Below are 15,685 nucleotides of genomic sequence, written 5' to 3' on the forward strand. Positions count from 1 at the left end.
TTCTTTGGGATAGCGTGCTTTTTTAATTTTTTTGCTTTCCGTTTAACTGTGCTGATTGAGGAAATTTTGCGTTTCTTTTTGGACATACCGCTCACAAGAAAATCCCCCCTCCTTGTACACCACGTCAAATCTCCGCATTTTACAATAGTACACTCTATGCCCGGGACTAGCTTTGTGCGCCCCCTAATCAATATGCCTATGAAACCACCATAATTAGTGATCAATCAATTACTTTTCTTTAAAAAATATATTCCCCTCTACTCACCCTGTAACTCCTTAATCGTCAACGCAATTCCGTCTGCAAAAGATGTTGCCACAACTGGACCAATCTGTTCCTCATATTTCTGTCTGCTCAAGATCAGGGGTTCCTCGGTCAGATATAACATCTCTACAATTTCTTTCATAACGGGTACACCCCGTCCAATCAACGACAATCCCAATTTTCCTAACGCCATCACAGGTTTTCTTATCCCCGCAGCCTTCTGTGCCATACGCACAATCTCATAACCCGAAATGATCCCCGATCCAGGAATGTTCCAGTTCTCTCCATACGTCGTCTCCCTGCTTGCCAGCTCCACTACCATAACCGCAGCATCCGGTAAATAGATGTACTCTCTGGGAACCTTCATATTTCCGATAAAAAAAGCCATCCTGCCTTTCGCTATCGCTTCAAGCGTTGAACCCAGATAGGAAGCCTGATTAGCCGATGGGCCATAATAGTCCGGCAAACGAACGATCATCACCTGAGCTCTGCTCCATCTTGTGCTAAATAACATTTGTTCATAGGCAAGTCGTGTCTTGCCTTTGCGGGTATGTGGCTGTTTCGGGTGTTCTTCCGTTACCTCGCTCATTTGCCTTCTACCATAAGGGTAGATTCCGTCTATTACAACCACGTTTAGCCCCAAGTGTTCTGCCGCCACCATCACGGATTCGCCCAACGGAATCAGCCTGCTCTCCATTTCGTTATACGGGACATTCGCACAATGAAACATGACATCCGTTTCCTGGGAAGCAGCGATAATATCATCCGACCGAAATGCATCTCCCACTACGATTTGCAGGTGATCTGGAGATCCCAACTTTACCGCAAGTTGCTCCAGTTTTTGATGGGAGCGCCCAAAAGCAATCGTAGAAATGCCTCGTTTGATCAATTCCTCCGTAATCGCTGCACCTGTTCCACCTGTGGCTCCAATCACAATAGCTCTTTTCATCGTAGATCGACCTCTTTCATCTATTTAGTTATTGATCAATTACTTACATGAAAACAATATAATCCATAATTAGTGATTGATCAATAACTAAAATTCAAAAAGGGAATTCCCATCCCTCTCTATCGGTCCTTCAGCTCAGGCATATCCAGTGCAGTAGATAAATTACACAACATCCCGATCGCTAAGAAAATCATGGTTCTTTTCAGCGGTTCAGCAATACCTGCAACGGTGAAAGCTTCAAGCACCATGCTTCGTACATCACTAATGCCTTTTTGCATGGCCTGACGAATGACTTCTTCCCGGATCGTCTGTGCCTGCATCTGAAGCAAAATTTCGCTCTTGTGCGATTCCAGAATCTTATCGTAGGCCTCAATGAGATCATTCTCCAACTGATCTGGCGTCGCCGTCTCCACCACAATTCGAAACGAATCAATCACCCGTGTCCATGAGACCTCAATTGCAGTTAATAATAAAGCTTCTTTGGTTTTGAAAAAACGAAAGATATACGGCTGTGAGATCTGTGCCCGTTCAGCCACTTGGGCTGTTGTCGCACGATAATAGCCAATTTCCGCGAACACATCGATTGCCGCAGAGATAATATCATTTCGCCGATTAACCGACGCTGCTGTATCTTTAGCCATCATTTTCCCCTTCCAACGCACAGTTATGAATTGATCAATAACCTGAAGTATATCTGATTCATGTAATCAACGCAAAACGCAATAAAGTGACACTTCATTTAACCCTTGAGCTTACTCGGATTATAGCCATACGTTTGCCTGAAACGACTGATGAAATAACTGCTGTTCACCCGTCAGGTTGAATGCAAGGACGAATCCTTGCGAAATATGAATGAGTCCATGTCTGGCTGCACCCTCTCACGAGCGAACTGAACCAGATTCAGCCGTTTCCTGGTGCCATCATCGTTCGTCAGGAATTGCTCGTCAGTACACCAGGCAGTAACTTTCCCGTCCAAAACCAACAAACCCGCAGACGCTGGCTCAAGCCGCTGCAGGTTGTGGAACATGTCGATGTTCAGCAGGATTCCTTGGAAGAATTCTGCAACATCATGATCCACGGGAATGGACCGGCTATGAATTTCATTTTGAGTGAACGGAAATGGTCCCAGTTTCGAAGAGAACATGGATCGTCTGAAACAGATTCGGACGATGCGGTACAAAAGTGTCAGTTCACTGCTGTAGAAGATTGCGCAATCGGGATTCCGAATCCAGCTTCGGACAACTGTTGCAATAACCATGTGTATGACTGCCGTCTCCAACCTGATAAGCCAAACAACAATATCGGCGTATCAAGAGCGGCGTTCCTTGCCACTCAGGGTGATCAAAACGATTCAGCTCGATGGCAAAAGTAAATGCATTTTCATTTTCTTCATCGAGCCATATGCATTGATCTTCCTGGATCTGTGCAAGCCGTTGATCCGTCTTCCATATTCTTTGATCATTGACCATACGTACATACAATTGTTGAACATTATGCGCAACCAGAGTCCACATGACGTTATAACTCGCTCCTGTACCGTCAGCTACCGCTCGCAGAACAGGTTCCAGATGTAGCAGCATTTTCTTCTTGAGCAAGATACTCTCTGACCTGCGCTGAACAAATTCTTCACCAACCAGAGAGATTCTCTCCAGCCGGGTCTCATATCGCATGCCACCTGCTCCATTCAATTCAAATCGCACATCATCGTCTGCAATGCTAAGTGGAATGTCGTATAGACTGAATGCAGAGATTACGGCCATCACCAGCACCGAATAGCGCTTGGCAAAAAGTGTACCGACGGCCACACTCCCTTTACCGTCCAGTTGAAGCCCTTGCTGCATAGCCTGTTCACGTAATATCGAATCTCGTTTCTCTTCATCCAGCAGATCCTTCACACGGAAAGCATACTTGAAATCATCGCAGTTTGCTCGGATCGTCGTCACAAAAAAATGCTGTAATGTTGCCGACATCTCTGAATGGTTATACCCTGGATAACGTTCCATCTATTGAATCATATCTTCAACTTCGTTAATAATCTCGCTGCGACCGATTACCCCCCAGCCCTTAAACAGCCAGAACGAGTCTGTCGTATAGACCTGATCTGTACCAACAGCCGGTACTGCCTTCCAGAGTGAGCTGGCGTTGATGTTGTTTAAATACTCATCGGCATTCGGATCAACCTCAAGAACGACGAAATTGGCATCGATATCCGCGATTTTCTCCATGGACAGGTCCTCACGTTGTTCGGCAGGCGTCACAGCAGTGGGCACAAATCCAAGATCATGATACAAGAGTGTGTTAGTTGGATGCCCTTTTTCCGCATAAATTTGCAAGGTCTTCTCTCTTACACGCAAGTAAGCCAGCTTTTTCTGATCCAATTGTTCGATCTTCGCTTTTAGTTGTTCCGTCTGTTGTTCCACCTCAGCGATTTTCTCCTTGGCCAGGTCGACCTTGTGGAACAACCCGGCTATGGTCAACAGATCCTGTGTCCAATAGGTTGCGTCATCATCAGCATAATCCAACCATTCGGTACCAAGTACAATCGTAGGAGCGATTTTCTCCAACTGCTCATATGAACTCTCAGCAGTCCGACTCTCAATAACGATGACATCGGGATTGATCTGAAGAATAGCTTCCAGATTAGGACTATCTGCCGACCCTACCGTTGGCACATCAGCAAGCTGATCTGCAAGATAAGGCAGATAATCTCCGCCGTAACGAACTTCTACATTAACGCCTGCTGGTTTCTCACCAATCGTTAACATGTGATCGATGTAAGCCGCGGACAACACAACCATACGCTCTATCTTTTGCGGTACAACCGCTGTTCCTTTAAGATGCTCGATCGTTTGTGTACCACTCTCTTCCACAGGGGTATCCTGCTGCTCAGGCGTTGCTTCATTTTCTTCCGATGTCTTGCCACATGCCGCCAGTACGAATACAAGCAAGGCCAACAGTATCATCGTTGCTGCTCTCTGTCTTACCATTTGTAGTAAATCCCCTCTACTATTTAATAATAATAATCATTATCATTATAGTAGGGAAAAGCAAACAAGCTTGCCATGGATTATTCCACGCTCTTCACTTGCACAATATCACCGTACAGTAACACCAAGCTGCTCTGCTACATATCGCATAGCCCACATGCGTCCGGTTGGACCCAGCGTCTTGAAGAAAATGTCTCCTGCATTATAGACATGGCCTTCTTGAACAGCCTTTAATGCCAACCATTCACTAGACTGCTGCAATTGCCGTAGTTGAGCGCGCGCCTCTTCTGTAGGATCGACCATTACGAACACATGATCCGCGTCATATAACTGCAAATTGCTAACTTTCGTCTCCACAGCCCACTGTTGTTTCGGAAAATGGCTAGGCAATTGGAAACCTAAATCATCATATAACAGGGCTCCTGTCTGGTTATTCAAACCATACATTCGGTAGAAATGAGAGGTCACCCGGATGAACATGGCACTCTGCTTCCCCCATCTCGATTGCATTCGTTTTCGAAGCACCAGACTCAGGTCAGCATGCTGTTCAATCCACTGTACAGCCTTTTCGGTACGGCCCATAATGTCTGCCATATACAGCAGTCTTTCGCCAAAATGGTTGGTATGCTCCAGCATAGCGGTGGGTGCGATATGATGCAGGGATTCATTCGGCTGCAAACGATCACTTGTAATGATCAGATCCGGCTGGACTCGCCTCAACTCGTCATAATTCTGATTGAAGCTGTCCAAGACAAGTCCCTGATGGCTGTGCTCGTGAAGCGCAGGAACAGCAACATGGCGAGCCACTCTCTGACCATAAGATAGTGCGGACACTGGCGTCATACCAAGCGTTATCACGTAGTCATCCAACCCGTAATACAATGTGGCAATGCGACTCACTTTATTTTTCATATACAATGTCGGGGCGACACCTTCATTTTTCTTGAAAACTCTGCTGAAATAGTGCTCATCCCTATAACCCACTTGCTCCGCAATTTCCTTGATTTTATCTGAAGAAAACAACAGCTGCTTGGCCTTCGCCATACGTTGTTTCAGGATGTATTCGATCGGAGTCATATTTATTTGTCGTTTGAACGTTCTTATAAAATGATTCACACTTAGCCCTGCCATGCGGGCCATCTGATCGACTCGAATGTCTTTCATATACTGATGCGTCATATATTCGAGTGCCAAATCCATCCCCGCTACAGGGGGAGCTGCTTCATTCACGTGCATCATTAACTGAATCAACAACTGATGCAAAAGATGTTTCCTGCGCGTCTTTTCCAGACTCGTAAACGAGTGTTTTCCACTCACCAGGGTATCCATCATCTCCTGAATATCACGTGTATTGGAAGGAACATTAAGCTTGCCCGTCACAGGAAAATCAACTGCATCGCTATGCCAAGCATTCCGGCTCCGGGTAAGTGTCACACAGGAAAATAAAATGATCTGATATCGGACGGGGGCTTCCATATCTGTGTGAAACTCCACATGCATTCCCGGCTTCAACAAAAACCACTCGTCTTGAGACACCGTATGTACAATGTTATCCATAGACAAAGATCCCTTGCCAGCGAGAACTCTACAAATGGCGAACCGCTTCCAGATCCTGCGCTGGACGGCTCCCGGATTGCTGGTGTAATGGCAAATGTGGACAGCAGTGAAATATAGTTTCTCCAGTCGTGTGTTCCAATCATTTTCTTCCATGCTGACATCCTTCCTTGTTCGAACCGATTCTCTAATGAACGGATTAAATTCTATTTTTCAGTTTTCAATAATAATTTTTTTATACTATCCAGCTGCAATTCCAGTGAATACGGATCTTCCATAACGAATTCATCCTCTGAGCCATCCAAGGAACCATAGGCGTAGACTTGTCCTTTCTGCACAGCAGGCAGACGTTTCCACACCTCACTGTTCAGGATCTCTTTGGCGTCCTCACTACCCGAACCATATAGGAAGATATGATCTCCCATATACTCAGGCAGCACTTCAAGGGAAACTGTCTCGAATCCATCCTTCATATCGAGTGCTTGCTGAGTTGGAGGCAGTTCCAGCATCTCATAGATCGTGGAACTACCATAATTTCCGCCTTCTGCACCAAGTACATACAACGCTTTGTACCCTATTTGTATGATAGATACGGTCTCGCCTTCTTTAATTACACCATCAATCTGCTTCTTAGTCTCTTCGATATTCTCTTCATATGTCGTGATCCATTGTTCTGCTTCCTTTTCTTTTCCAAAAACACCAGCAATCCGGCGCAGCTTTTCCAGTGGGCCAGACGTTTTATCGCCTTCCCAATAAGGTAAAAAGACAGTCGTTGCAATTTTTTCGTAATCCTCAATATTTTTATCAATGGAACCGATAATAAGATCCGGCTCAAGTGACACTAACTTCTCCAGATTCATTGGGAACTCTCCTCCCAAATCCTCAATACCCGCTATAACATCGGCAGCAATGCCAGACTTTTCAATCCATCCTTCGTTCAGCATAAATGTTCTTACACCAACCGGTACAATGCCCAGTTTCAGCAGGTACCCCATATATTGATCTGAAGCAACACGCTGCGGATTGGCCGGAATTACCACATCTCCCCTCATTGTAGAGACGGTCCGCGTCTCCAACTGTGCAGTCGATTTCCCGAGGTCCGTTGCCTGGTTACCCGATTGTGTAGTAGCCGCGTTAGTCTCTGTTTGCGTACCACTTGCAGACGGTGCGGGACTGGAACAGGCCGCGAGTAATAGAGTAAGACACAGCAACATGCTTACAGCTGTCATTCTGAATTTTCCTTGCATCAGTAATTCCCCTCCAACATTCTTGTAAAATTGATATTGATAATCAATATCATTATATAAAGAGGGATGTAGTGGATGAAGGGCATTTTCTTGCATCACACTGGGCAAATCTTGCTTTTGATTCATTACCAATGCCTTTTTAGGCTTATTTAACCGTTGGCTTAGAGCTTTTTTGTAGCCAATTGGAGATAGTCCTTTGATTTTTTTGAAACTGCGACTTAGTGAATGTGCATCTGGATAACCAACTTGTTCTGCAATCTGTTGCAACGTAGCACCTGTGTGCACCAGAAGATGTGCAGCCCTCTCCATTCGGATCTGTACTAGATACTGGATGGGACTGATGTTCAACTTTTGTTTGAACAATCTGGACAAGTGCCCCACGCTGCATTCCAATGCTTCTGCCATTACATTAAGAGCTATGGGTTCGTGCAGATGAGCATTGATATAATCAATAGCCTGTGTGACCGTGTCCGGTTTCCATGGTTGAATGGATTGTCTATGTATGTCTTCCAACAAAGAATATACCCATTGATGAAATAGAGTTTTGGCATGCAGCTTAGCGAGTTTGGTGGGCTGTTCCCACTCCCGCTTCAATTCCTCCATACATTGATACATGTCCAGCGGATGGGTGGGCACAAGTGCGTATTGGTCCTGGAACGGACGTTCATGATCCATTAGATGATGAATCTCCATACCGCAGGGCAATGCAAGAATGGCTTTGTACAAAATCATATAATACGCCACACCCGAATCCGTCTCCATGTTTAAGTATGCTTGCTTTCCGCCATGAATAACGTGGAATCCATCTACGATATAACTGTTTTGATCCATACGTATCCGCGCACTTCCGTCGATGATGTATAGATAGGCACTCGCTGGTAGTTGATAAGTCTTCAGCTTCTCGCCAGGATGCAAAGCGTTTTGACGTACATCCAGTATTTTGACAAAAACATGATTCCAAAGCTTGATGTGATCATTCAAATTCATATCTTCAGTACTTACCCTCCGATCCATACACACCTTCTTACCTTCTCAGCTGTTGTATGAACAGCTGCCTGTTACGTTCGCTCGATATGTCATGTCTTCTTATTATAGATCAATTGATAATAATTCTCAATAACTCTACCCATTGATATAAACTCATGCAGATGGACATCCTATACAGACGACATGCTTATGCACCGGGATAAAATGGTACACCATCTTTTCTTCAGAACCTGTTGCAAAATGTTAAAAGCCATGATATATTAATTGAGCCATCAATGATTGAGGCATCAAATATTGATACATCAATGATCGAGAGCATCCAAATAATCATTAGACAATGGCATTGTAAACTGCAACTTTCATTATTGGTTAACATACGCCGTTGTTCATGATTCAGATTCACCCGGGAGGTCTAGTCATGACACGTATTGTTTCCAAAGAAGAACAGATTATCAACCTGCTGAACGTGCTGGGCAACAAAATCAGTCCCAAGTTCGAACGCTGTACTGGCATTAGTTCTTCACGGTTTGAGATTCTGCATGAGCTCGATCAGGTTGATGAGATTAACCAGTCTATGCTTCAGAAAATGATCAATATAGATAGTGCTGCCATTACACGTCACCTGAAGCAACTTGAGGCAGACCTAATGGTTACAAGACGTAAGAACCCCGAAGATAATCGGGTAACTTTTGTTCGTCTGACGGACCACGGTCGGAAGCAGATTGAAGGCTACAAAGCTGAGAAGACCAATTTTATCAATCAGATTTTGCAGGATTTCAGTGAAGACGAGGTTCAAGCGCTCGCTGATTTCCTCGAACGTATGCAGAACAATTTTTAACCTATATATAGAGGAGAGATTCATTCATGAGTACAATTCAAAGCAAATTCCAAAAAACAAATGATTTTAACGAAATTACCTACGGTCGTCGTTCTGTTAAGCTATACGATCCTGAAGTAAAAATCAGTCGTGAAGAAATGACTGAAATTCTGTCAGAAGCTTCCCGAGCACCATCTTCGATCAATTTGCAACCTTGGCGTTTTCTGGTTGTAGATACAGCTGAAGGCAAAGAAAAGCTTGCGCCTCTTGCAAGATTCAATCAAAATCAGGTTTTGACTTCTGCCGCTGTTATTGGCGTATTCATTGATATGAACAACGTTGAATATATGGATGAGATTTTTGGTAAAGCTGTTGAACTTGGTTACATGCCACAAGACATTAAGGATATGCAGCTCAAAACTGTAATGCCTTATTACGAAAAGATGGCTGCTTCCGATCTTCGTGACGTTAACCTGATCGATGCTGGCCTAGCTTCCATGCAATTGATGCTTGCTGCACGTGCTCATGGTTATGACACCAACCCCATCGGTGGTTATGAGAAAGATCAAATTGCAGAAGCATTCGGCATGGACAAAGAGCGTTACCAACCCGTGATGTTGATCTCTATTGGTAAATCAGCGAAAGAGGGTCACCCTTCTTATCGTCTGCCAGTAGAAACCATCACAACTTGGGCATAATAACAGGAACGTCTTTCCCTGTAAGTTACGGTTATATTGGTCAATAAGCATACATTCTTAACACATTCCAAACAAACACAATATGGAGGTTACACATTATGATTATCATTCACGCTCATTTGCAAATTAAACCGGACCAAGAACAAGCATTCCTCGCAGCTGCGAAAGAACTGATCGCTGCAACACGTCAAGAAGAAGGCAACATCAGCTATGACCTGGCAAAAAGTACTGAACACGAACAACAATACACGATGATCGAGCTGTGGAAAGATGAAGCTGCTACAGCATCCCATAACACAAGCACGCATTTCCAAGCTTTTGTTCAACAAGCAGCTGCATTTATGGCCGCTCCTATGAACGTTGAAGTATTTGCTGGAGAACAAGTTAAAGCATAATAGCAGAACAGCTGGCATGCGTATCTAGTATGTGAAGAAGCTGCTCTTGGTCATATGACCGAGGGCAGCTTCTTCGTTTCCTTTTTGAAAATGCGCTCGCTTCAGATCCACAATTACTTGGTGCTCGCCTACACGATCCGGGCGGGAGTGATACTTTGCGGATTGTTAAACACATTTTTCGGATCATACTTGGCTTTGACTCTCCGCAGTCTCGCATAGTTGGCTCCATAGTACACTGGACCGGAATTTTTGATTCCTTGGTCTGGAACGTTGATATAGGAACCGACAATGTATGGTTGCAATTTCTTGCGAGTATTACGAGCGAGTGCGATATTTTTAGCAGCATGGGATGGTTTGATCCACGTACTGGTCCATTCTACATAGAACTTCTCTTTCCGCCAGAAGAACGCGGTTGATCTAGGTGATTTGCGACTTACCGCTCCGCCCCAGTTGAGGAAATAGAACCCGCCTGGCCCCTCTTCCAAGTTCTCCAAAAATGCGCGCATCGATTTGATGGCTTTGTCAGGGAATGGTTTCTGTCCAAAACCGGACGAGAACTGGTTGCTATACCGTTGAGTCTCGGTCGGATCAGGTTGTAATAAGAACTTCACAACTTCTGTGTAAGGTAACAAACGAACGATGGAACTCGTCGGCGTGCCGACACTAGTCATTGGCTGCAATAATCGGAGGGCCTCTGTTTTAGAGCCTAAGAACAGTCCCTCCATCATAACGTTACCACCCTTTTTCGGTCCGATGGACAACTCGCTGCCCAATCTCGTATCAACAGAGGGAGCCCACTTCTGCCATACTTTGAGCACCTTTTCGAATTGAGCCCATGGCCAGGTGATTTTAAATACAGTCGCCTTCGCTGGAGCACGGCGCACTTTGAATTTGTAACGAGTGTATACTCCGAAGTTACCACCGCCCCCTCCTCGCGAGGCCCAAAAGAGATCTGCATTGCGATTTTTATTGGCCCGAATCACTTTTCCTTTGGCGTCCACCATCTCTACCTCAAGCAGGTTATCACTGATGAGACCAATGGTACGTTGGAGAGGACCAATACCCCCACCTAATGTAATTCCACCGATCCCTACAGTAGGGCTATCACCAAAAGGAGCTATGAAACCTTGCTTGGCAAGGGTATTCGCAATTCTTCCCACGCGGTTTCCTGTTCCAACAACAACCGTTCCATTTTTTTTATCAAGCTTGATGGAATTCAGATCACTTACGTCAATCACGATACCGCCATTCACCTGTGAAAGGTTCACTTCAAGCGCGTGTCTGCCGCTCCGCGGCCGGATCGGCACATCATTCTCACGAGCCCAACGGATAGCGTTGGAGACATCTTTCGTCTTTTGGGCAAAAACAAATACTTTAGGAAATCTGTCGGTATGCGGGTCCCAGTTCTTGCGTGCCGCTTCATATCCCGGATCTCCTTTATAAATAACCCGTCCGGTAAGCTTTGTTGATGATTTCACACATCCCACTCCCTGCTGAATAATTGTCCCACAGCCTCTGGTGCATCAAGCACTTTATACTGTATGACGGACATTCGCGGAGGGAATGGGCTGGCGCCTTAATTTCAAGGTTCGTGTCTCAGAGCAAGCAAAAAGGAATTTTCCTTTCCGGCCACAGAACAGCCTTGAGGAAAATCCCTTTTATCTCGAAACTAGTCGCTGCCCAAATCGGAATCAATTCTGATTAATTTACGAGCTTCCTGTTCCTTTTCACCATACCAGACGAGTACATCGGCAAACATATCCATAATGCGAATAAAGTTTTGTTTGTCCACATCTGAAATCTGATCTGCATACTTGAAAATCTCATCAAAGCAAAGCTCCCGCACAAATTCGGTATACTTGCCATATACTTCGCGCCCTTTTGCCGAAGGTTTGACGTAAATATCTTTGCGGTTACCGCTTAGATGGAATTTTTCGAGCAAACCTTTTTCCGTCAGATTCTTCACGTTCTTGGAAAATGTACTGCGGCTTACGCCCAGGCGTGCGGCCATTTCCGTCATCTTCTCTTCCTTGTCCTCGGCTTCCAGAATGTATTCCAGCGTCTGAATCTGTGAAGCCGAGAACATCATGTCTGTACCATAACTTCGCTGCAACTTATAGGTATTCGAGTACGCATTGCCGTATTTGATAATTTTTTCAATCAGTTCCCGATGGTCGCCCATCCAATCTAATTTCATGGGTAATCCCTTTCATCATTCAGATTCTCTCTCTTACTCTACTGAAATCAGATTCGTTTTTCAATCCATGTAATTGCTTCTTCAATAACATCATCACGAGTCGTTTCATTAAATATCTCATGCATCAGATGAGCATAGATTTTGAGTGTTTTATCGGTTGAAGCGATATCTCCGTAAAAATCACGAGAATCCTGTTCGCTGACCAGCCCGTCATTCGCCCCATGCAGAACAAGAACGGGATCTATAAACTGCTCAGCGTTCTCCTTCAGCCATGTTATGCCATTTCCCAGACTGTTAAACAAATCTACAGAGATTTGCTTTTCAACTAGTGGGTCATTTGCGTAAGCGGATACAACATCGGGATCACTGCATACGCCATTGCCCAGCTCATTCGGGAAATACGTGCCTGTAGGCAGATCCATCGGCAATTCTCCCGCAACTTTTGTATTGTAACGAGTGAGCGCTCCGGATAATACGATGCCTTTGACCTTGCCTGGATATTTCGTTCCAAAGGACGAGGTTGCGAAGCCGCCCATGCTATGTCCGATGACAAAAAGCGGAAGATCGCCACTCTCTTGCAACGCAGTCTCTACCACAACGTTGACATCCTCTATAATCTGGTGGAAATCACTGTAGAACGTACGCTGTCCTTCGGATCTGGCATGACCGCGATGGTCAAACCGATATACGTTAAACCCACGCTGGCTCAGCTTTTCTGTCACATAATCGTAGCGCCCTGCATGCTCAGCGAGTCCGTGTACAATAACGACAGAGGCTTTTGCATTTTCAACTGTATCCTTGCTGAAATAAAGCTGTGTACCGTCAAAGGATTTGATTGTTGTTTCAATTTTAGTCATCGTTTCCCCGTCCTTTTGGTGGTGTCCAAGCTTAAGTTCCCAGAGATCATTACCTCCGCCCCTACCATGGACACGTATAATATAGTTCTCAATAAAAATAATATTGTTTCTTACAGAAACAATATATCATCTGGTATGTTCTCTTGTCTACACAAAAAATGAAGCGCTTTCAGATTAGTTCCCAAAAACACATTCTTTGAATTAGAAATAACCCGACAAACACTAGGATATCCTTGTGTTTACCGGGTTATTTAGATTTACAGCTTTACATGGTCATGAATGATCTATATTTCTTATTTTATATTCTCTGCATCATTCATCTCATCAACAGCCGTTTTACCAGCGATACGTCCAAACGTAAAGATATCTGTCAAAGCATTACCACCCAAACGGTTACCTGCATGTATACCTCCTGCTACTTCACCAGCGGCATACAAATGTGCAATCGGCTGACCGTTTTCATCTAAAACACGGGTTTGGGTGTCGATCTTGATACCACCCATTGTATGATGAACCGCAGGTTTTCTAGGCGTAGCGTAAAATGGAGCCTTCTCGACTTTTAAACTAAACGTATCCTTATGGAACTCCGGATCAAAGCCCGCATCCACATAAGAGTTATACTTATCAACCGTAGTTCTAAGAGTTTCAGGGTCCATCTTGATTTTTATTGCCAGCTCTTCGATCGTATCCGCTCTAAACAGAGTACCGGCTTCGACTTGGCGATCTATCTTTTCCTGGCTCGTGTTCGCTGCGGTTTTCTTAATCTCATCATCAGCGATGAGGTAAAATAAACTTCCTTGCTCAATAGCCGCTTTGGTTAAGACATCTCGGCCAGAGAATTCGTTAACGAACCGTTCTCCCTTTTTGTTAACAATCACAAAGTTTTCAGGAGGAACTTGTAGTCCACTGAAGAGTTCGCCCGTTTCCGGGTCCGCTACAGGCATCATTTGAGTGAAGCCCATGCCAGTCAGTGCGGCTCCTGCGCTCTTGCCGAGCGATATTCCATCACCTGTCATCGCGTAAGAATTCGTTGTTTTGATATCATCCTCAATATGACTCCAGTAGGTGTTATATTCCTTGAGCATCTGTGTATTTGCACCAAAACCGCCGCTGGCAAGCACAACCGCTTTGGCATGAACAGTGATCTTCTGACCATTGACACCCGTTGCGATAACACCTGCGATTTTCCCATCTTCGATAATCAGTTGTTTGACCGGACTATCTGTAATAATTTTACCGGAATTCTCTTCTACATATTTGCTCAGTGCAATGATAAAGGCAGATCCATAACTTTTGACAGGTTTATGACCACGGCGCCATAAGGCTCCAACCGGAGCAAATACGATGCTCTTATCATATTCAACACCGATCTCCTCCAGCCACGTCACACTTTCCAAGGCACGGTCTGTAAGTACTTTGACCAGATCGTATTGTCCATAGATCATGTTGCCATTCAGGTCGGTACGTTTCCCCCCGAAATACGTTTGCATTCTGTGCAGCAATGGGGAGTCGAATAGATACGCTTTTTCTGTTCCGAACTTGTCCTGATACGCTGCGAACTCTTCTTGTAGTGCATGGAAATCATCAATATATTCCGGATGAATCAAGCTCTCATCGGTACTTAATAGATTCTCAATCGTCTGTCTTTCTCCTGGGTTCTCACTAAACTGTTGTTGCCACATTGGATCTGCTGCATTGACAGGACCACCTGAACGGATCGTGTTCCCCCCAACTGCAGGATATTTTTCAAGAACAATTGCACTCGCTCCCTGTTGTAAAGCCGTAGCAGCAGCGCTGAGTCCTGCACCACCGCCACCTACAACGACCACATCACAAGTGTACTCTTCGTCGTCCTTCGACTGGCTACTGGCAGGTTTTGCACGTCTTTTCAGAATGTCCGGGTTAACTCCGGCAAGCTTAACCGCCTTGGCTACACCGCCTATGACAGCGTTACTGGTTTCAGAAGCACCTGAGAGTGCATCCACATTGAGCGTCTGTCCCTCGATGATTTTATTCGGAATTCTTACAAAAACAACATCGGCGATCCCTTCGGTTTCCCCCTTGGCATCGATATCGATACTCTCGATTCGATTTTCACTAAAGGATACTTTCATCGGAAGATTTCCACTATGACCTATGGCATTAACCTCATATACACCCGGTTTATAGGTGAACTCCTCTTCTTCATTAAGCTGATTAGAGATTTTCGCAAAACGAAGGAATCGCAGGAAACATACCTCCAGGAAATCAATTGTTCCTTCACTGTTCAGATTACCTGATTCGTCAAATGCTTGATGTGCACTGCCAAGCAAAAACTCATATCCTGGCATCACATTAGCTTCAACACCTGGTGCATCCAGGATCTGACGAAGATGTAGCTGTGCACGCGAAGAACCTTGTGTTCCCTGTGACGCACCTATGATCATCACGGGTTTGCCAGCCAGCGGATGGATTTCAAAGCTCAACCATTCAAGAATGCTTTTAAGCGATGAAGGAATGGAATGGTTATATTCGGGAGTCGCAATAATGACACCATCACTTGCACTAATTTTTTCATTAAACGTTTGTATGATTTCACTGTTCGTTTGGTTATCGGATTGATTAAACATCGGAACATCTGTAATTTCAAGGATTTCAATGGTTGCTCTGGATTCAAAATGTCCTTTCATGAATTGGAGCAGCTTCCGATTGTACGATTTCTTAGCATTTGTACCCACGATCGCTATGATTTTCAT

The 15,685-nt window shown here is 44.7% G+C and carries 14 protein-coding genes; 3 read left to right on the forward strand and 11 right to left on the reverse strand.

Annotation, left to right across the window (positions count from 1 at the left end):
- Positions 1-257 precede the first annotated feature (257 nt).
- The 7 genes from MHH93_RS19160 to MHH93_RS19190 all read right to left on the reverse strand — a co-directional run bounded on the left by MHH93_RS19160 (position 258) and on the right by MHH93_RS19190 (position 8,013).
- A complete protein-coding gene (locus MHH93_RS19160) occupies positions 258-1,211 on the reverse strand; it encodes an SDR family NAD(P)-dependent oxidoreductase (protein ID WP_500055305.1) in 954 nt (317 codons plus the stop codon).
- A gap of 119 nt (positions 1,212-1,330) precedes the next feature.
- A complete protein-coding gene (locus MHH93_RS19165) occupies positions 1,331-1,852 on the reverse strand; it encodes a TetR/AcrR family transcriptional regulator (protein ID WP_062833578.1) in 522 nt (173 codons plus the stop codon).
- A 173-nt stretch (positions 1,853-2,025) separates the two neighbouring features.
- Positions 2,026-2,469, reverse strand: a complete 444-nt coding sequence (locus MHH93_RS19170) for a hypothetical protein (RefSeq protein ID WP_500055306.1) — start codon at positions 2,467-2,469, stop codon at positions 2,026-2,028.
- On the reverse strand, positions 2,402-3,214 hold the full coding sequence (locus tag MHH93_RS19175) for a hypothetical protein (protein ID WP_500055307.1): 813 nt from the start codon (positions 3,212-3,214) through the stop codon (positions 2,402-2,404). The genes MHH93_RS19170 and MHH93_RS19175 overlap by 68 nt, the downstream gene beginning before the upstream one ends.
- Positions 3,215-4,198 (reverse strand): ABC transporter substrate-binding protein, encoded by a 984-nt coding sequence (locus MHH93_RS19180; RefSeq protein ID WP_500055308.1) that lies wholly within the window; start codon positions 4,196-4,198, stop codon positions 3,215-3,217.
- 108 nt (positions 4,199-4,306) lie between these two features.
- Entirely contained in the window at positions 4,307-5,908 is a 1,602-nt protein-coding gene (locus MHH93_RS19185) for an AraC family transcriptional regulator (protein ID WP_500055309.1), read from the reverse strand.
- A 50-nt stretch (positions 5,909-5,958) separates the two neighbouring features.
- The gene (locus MHH93_RS19190; RefSeq protein WP_500055310.1) at positions 5,959-8,013 is read right to left on the reverse strand and encodes an AraC family transcriptional regulator; all 2,055 of its coding nucleotides are present in this window, start codon (positions 8,011-8,013) and stop codon (positions 5,959-5,961) included.
- A 391-nt stretch (positions 8,014-8,404) separates the two neighbouring features.
- On the opposite strand from MHH93_RS19190, the gene MHH93_RS19195 reads away from it, so the two are divergent.
- The 3 genes from MHH93_RS19195 to MHH93_RS19205 all read left to right on the forward strand — a co-directional run bounded on the left by MHH93_RS19195 (position 8,405) and on the right by MHH93_RS19205 (position 9,896).
- Positions 8,405-8,824, forward strand: a complete 420-nt coding sequence (locus tag MHH93_RS19195; RefSeq protein ID WP_145319488.1) for a MarR family winged helix-turn-helix transcriptional regulator — start codon at positions 8,405-8,407, stop codon at positions 8,822-8,824.
- A gap of 26 nt (positions 8,825-8,850) precedes the next feature.
- Positions 8,851-9,501, forward strand: a complete 651-nt coding sequence (locus tag MHH93_RS19200; RefSeq protein WP_076209073.1) for a nitroreductase family protein — start codon at positions 8,851-8,853, stop codon at positions 9,499-9,501.
- Between the two features lie 98 nt (positions 9,502-9,599).
- Positions 9,600-9,896 carry a putative quinol monooxygenase gene (locus MHH93_RS19205; protein WP_500055311.1) on the forward strand — a complete coding sequence of 99 codons (297 nt, stop codon included), beginning with the start codon at positions 9,600-9,602 and terminating at the stop codon, positions 9,894-9,896.
- 128 nt (positions 9,897-10,024) lie between these two features.
- Here the strand turns inward: MHH93_RS19205 and MHH93_RS19210 are convergent, their stop codons facing one another.
- The 4 genes from MHH93_RS19210 to MHH93_RS19225 all read right to left on the reverse strand — a co-directional run bounded on the left by MHH93_RS19210 (position 10,025) and on the right by MHH93_RS19225 (position 15,685).
- The gene (locus MHH93_RS19210) at positions 10,025-11,374 is read right to left on the reverse strand and encodes an FAD-binding oxidoreductase (RefSeq protein WP_500055312.1); all 1,350 of its coding nucleotides are present in this window, start codon (positions 11,372-11,374) and stop codon (positions 10,025-10,027) included.
- Between the two features lie 191 nt (positions 11,375-11,565).
- Positions 11,566-12,093, reverse strand: coding sequence for a MarR family winged helix-turn-helix transcriptional regulator (locus MHH93_RS19215; protein WP_500055313.1), 528 nt, complete (start codon positions 12,091-12,093; stop codon positions 11,566-11,568).
- Positions 12,094-12,140: 47 nt separating this feature from the next.
- The gene (locus MHH93_RS19220; protein ID WP_500055314.1) at positions 12,141-12,950 is read right to left on the reverse strand and encodes an alpha/beta hydrolase; all 810 of its coding nucleotides are present in this window, start codon (positions 12,948-12,950) and stop codon (positions 12,141-12,143) included.
- A 293-nt stretch (positions 12,951-13,243) separates the two neighbouring features.
- Positions 13,244-15,685 carry a flavocytochrome c gene (locus MHH93_RS19225; protein ID WP_500055315.1) on the reverse strand — a complete coding sequence of 814 codons (2,442 nt, stop codon included), beginning with the start codon at positions 15,683-15,685 and terminating at the stop codon, positions 13,244-13,246.

The organism is Priestia sp. FSL H7-0729 (assembly GCF_038005685.1).
Taxonomy (GTDB): Bacteria; Bacillota; Bacilli; order Paenibacillales; family Paenibacillaceae; genus Paenibacillus.

Excerpts from the sequence above, each read along its gene's own strand:
- MHH93_RS19160 (WP_500055305.1), bottom strand. The coding sequence starts at position 1,211 with ATGAAAAGAGCTATTGTGATTGGAGCCACAGGTGGAACAGGTGCAGCG.
- MHH93_RS19165 (WP_062833578.1), bottom strand. The coding sequence starts at position 1,852 with ATGGCTAAAGATACAGCAGCGTCGGTTAATCGGCGAAATGATATTATC.
- MHH93_RS19170 (WP_500055306.1), bottom strand. The coding sequence starts at position 2,469 with ATGGTTATTGCAACAGTTGTCCGAAGCTGGATTCGGAATCCCGATTGC.
- MHH93_RS19175 (WP_500055307.1), bottom strand. The coding sequence starts at position 3,214 with ATGGAACGTTATCCAGGGTATAACCATTCAGAGATGTCGGCAACATTA.
- MHH93_RS19180 (WP_500055308.1), bottom strand. The coding sequence starts at position 4,198 with ATGGTAAGACAGAGAGCAGCAACGATGATACTGTTGGCCTTGCTTGTA.
- MHH93_RS19185 (WP_500055309.1), bottom strand. The coding sequence starts at position 5,908 with ATGGAAGAAAATGATTGGAACACACGACTGGAGAAACTATATTTCACT.
- MHH93_RS19190 (WP_500055310.1), bottom strand. The coding sequence starts at position 8,013 with ATGGATCGGAGGGTAAGTACTGAAGATATGAATTTGAATGATCACATC.
- MHH93_RS19195 (WP_145319488.1), top strand. The coding sequence starts at position 8,405 with ATGACACGTATTGTTTCCAAAGAAGAACAGATTATCAACCTGCTGAAC.
- MHH93_RS19200 (WP_076209073.1), top strand. The coding sequence starts at position 8,851 with ATGAGTACAATTCAAAGCAAATTCCAAAAAACAAATGATTTTAACGAA.
- MHH93_RS19205 (WP_500055311.1), top strand. The coding sequence starts at position 9,600 with ATGATTATCATTCACGCTCATTTGCAAATTAAACCGGACCAAGAACAA.
- MHH93_RS19215 (WP_500055313.1), bottom strand. The coding sequence starts at position 12,093 with ATGAAATTAGATTGGATGGGCGACCATCGGGAACTGATTGAAAAAATT.
- MHH93_RS19220 (WP_500055314.1), bottom strand. The coding sequence starts at position 12,950 with ATGACTAAAATTGAAACAACAATCAAATCCTTTGACGGTACACAGCTT.
- MHH93_RS19225 (WP_500055315.1), bottom strand. The coding sequence starts at position 15,685 with ATGAAAATCATAGCGATCGTGGGTACAAATGCTAAGAAATCGTACAAT.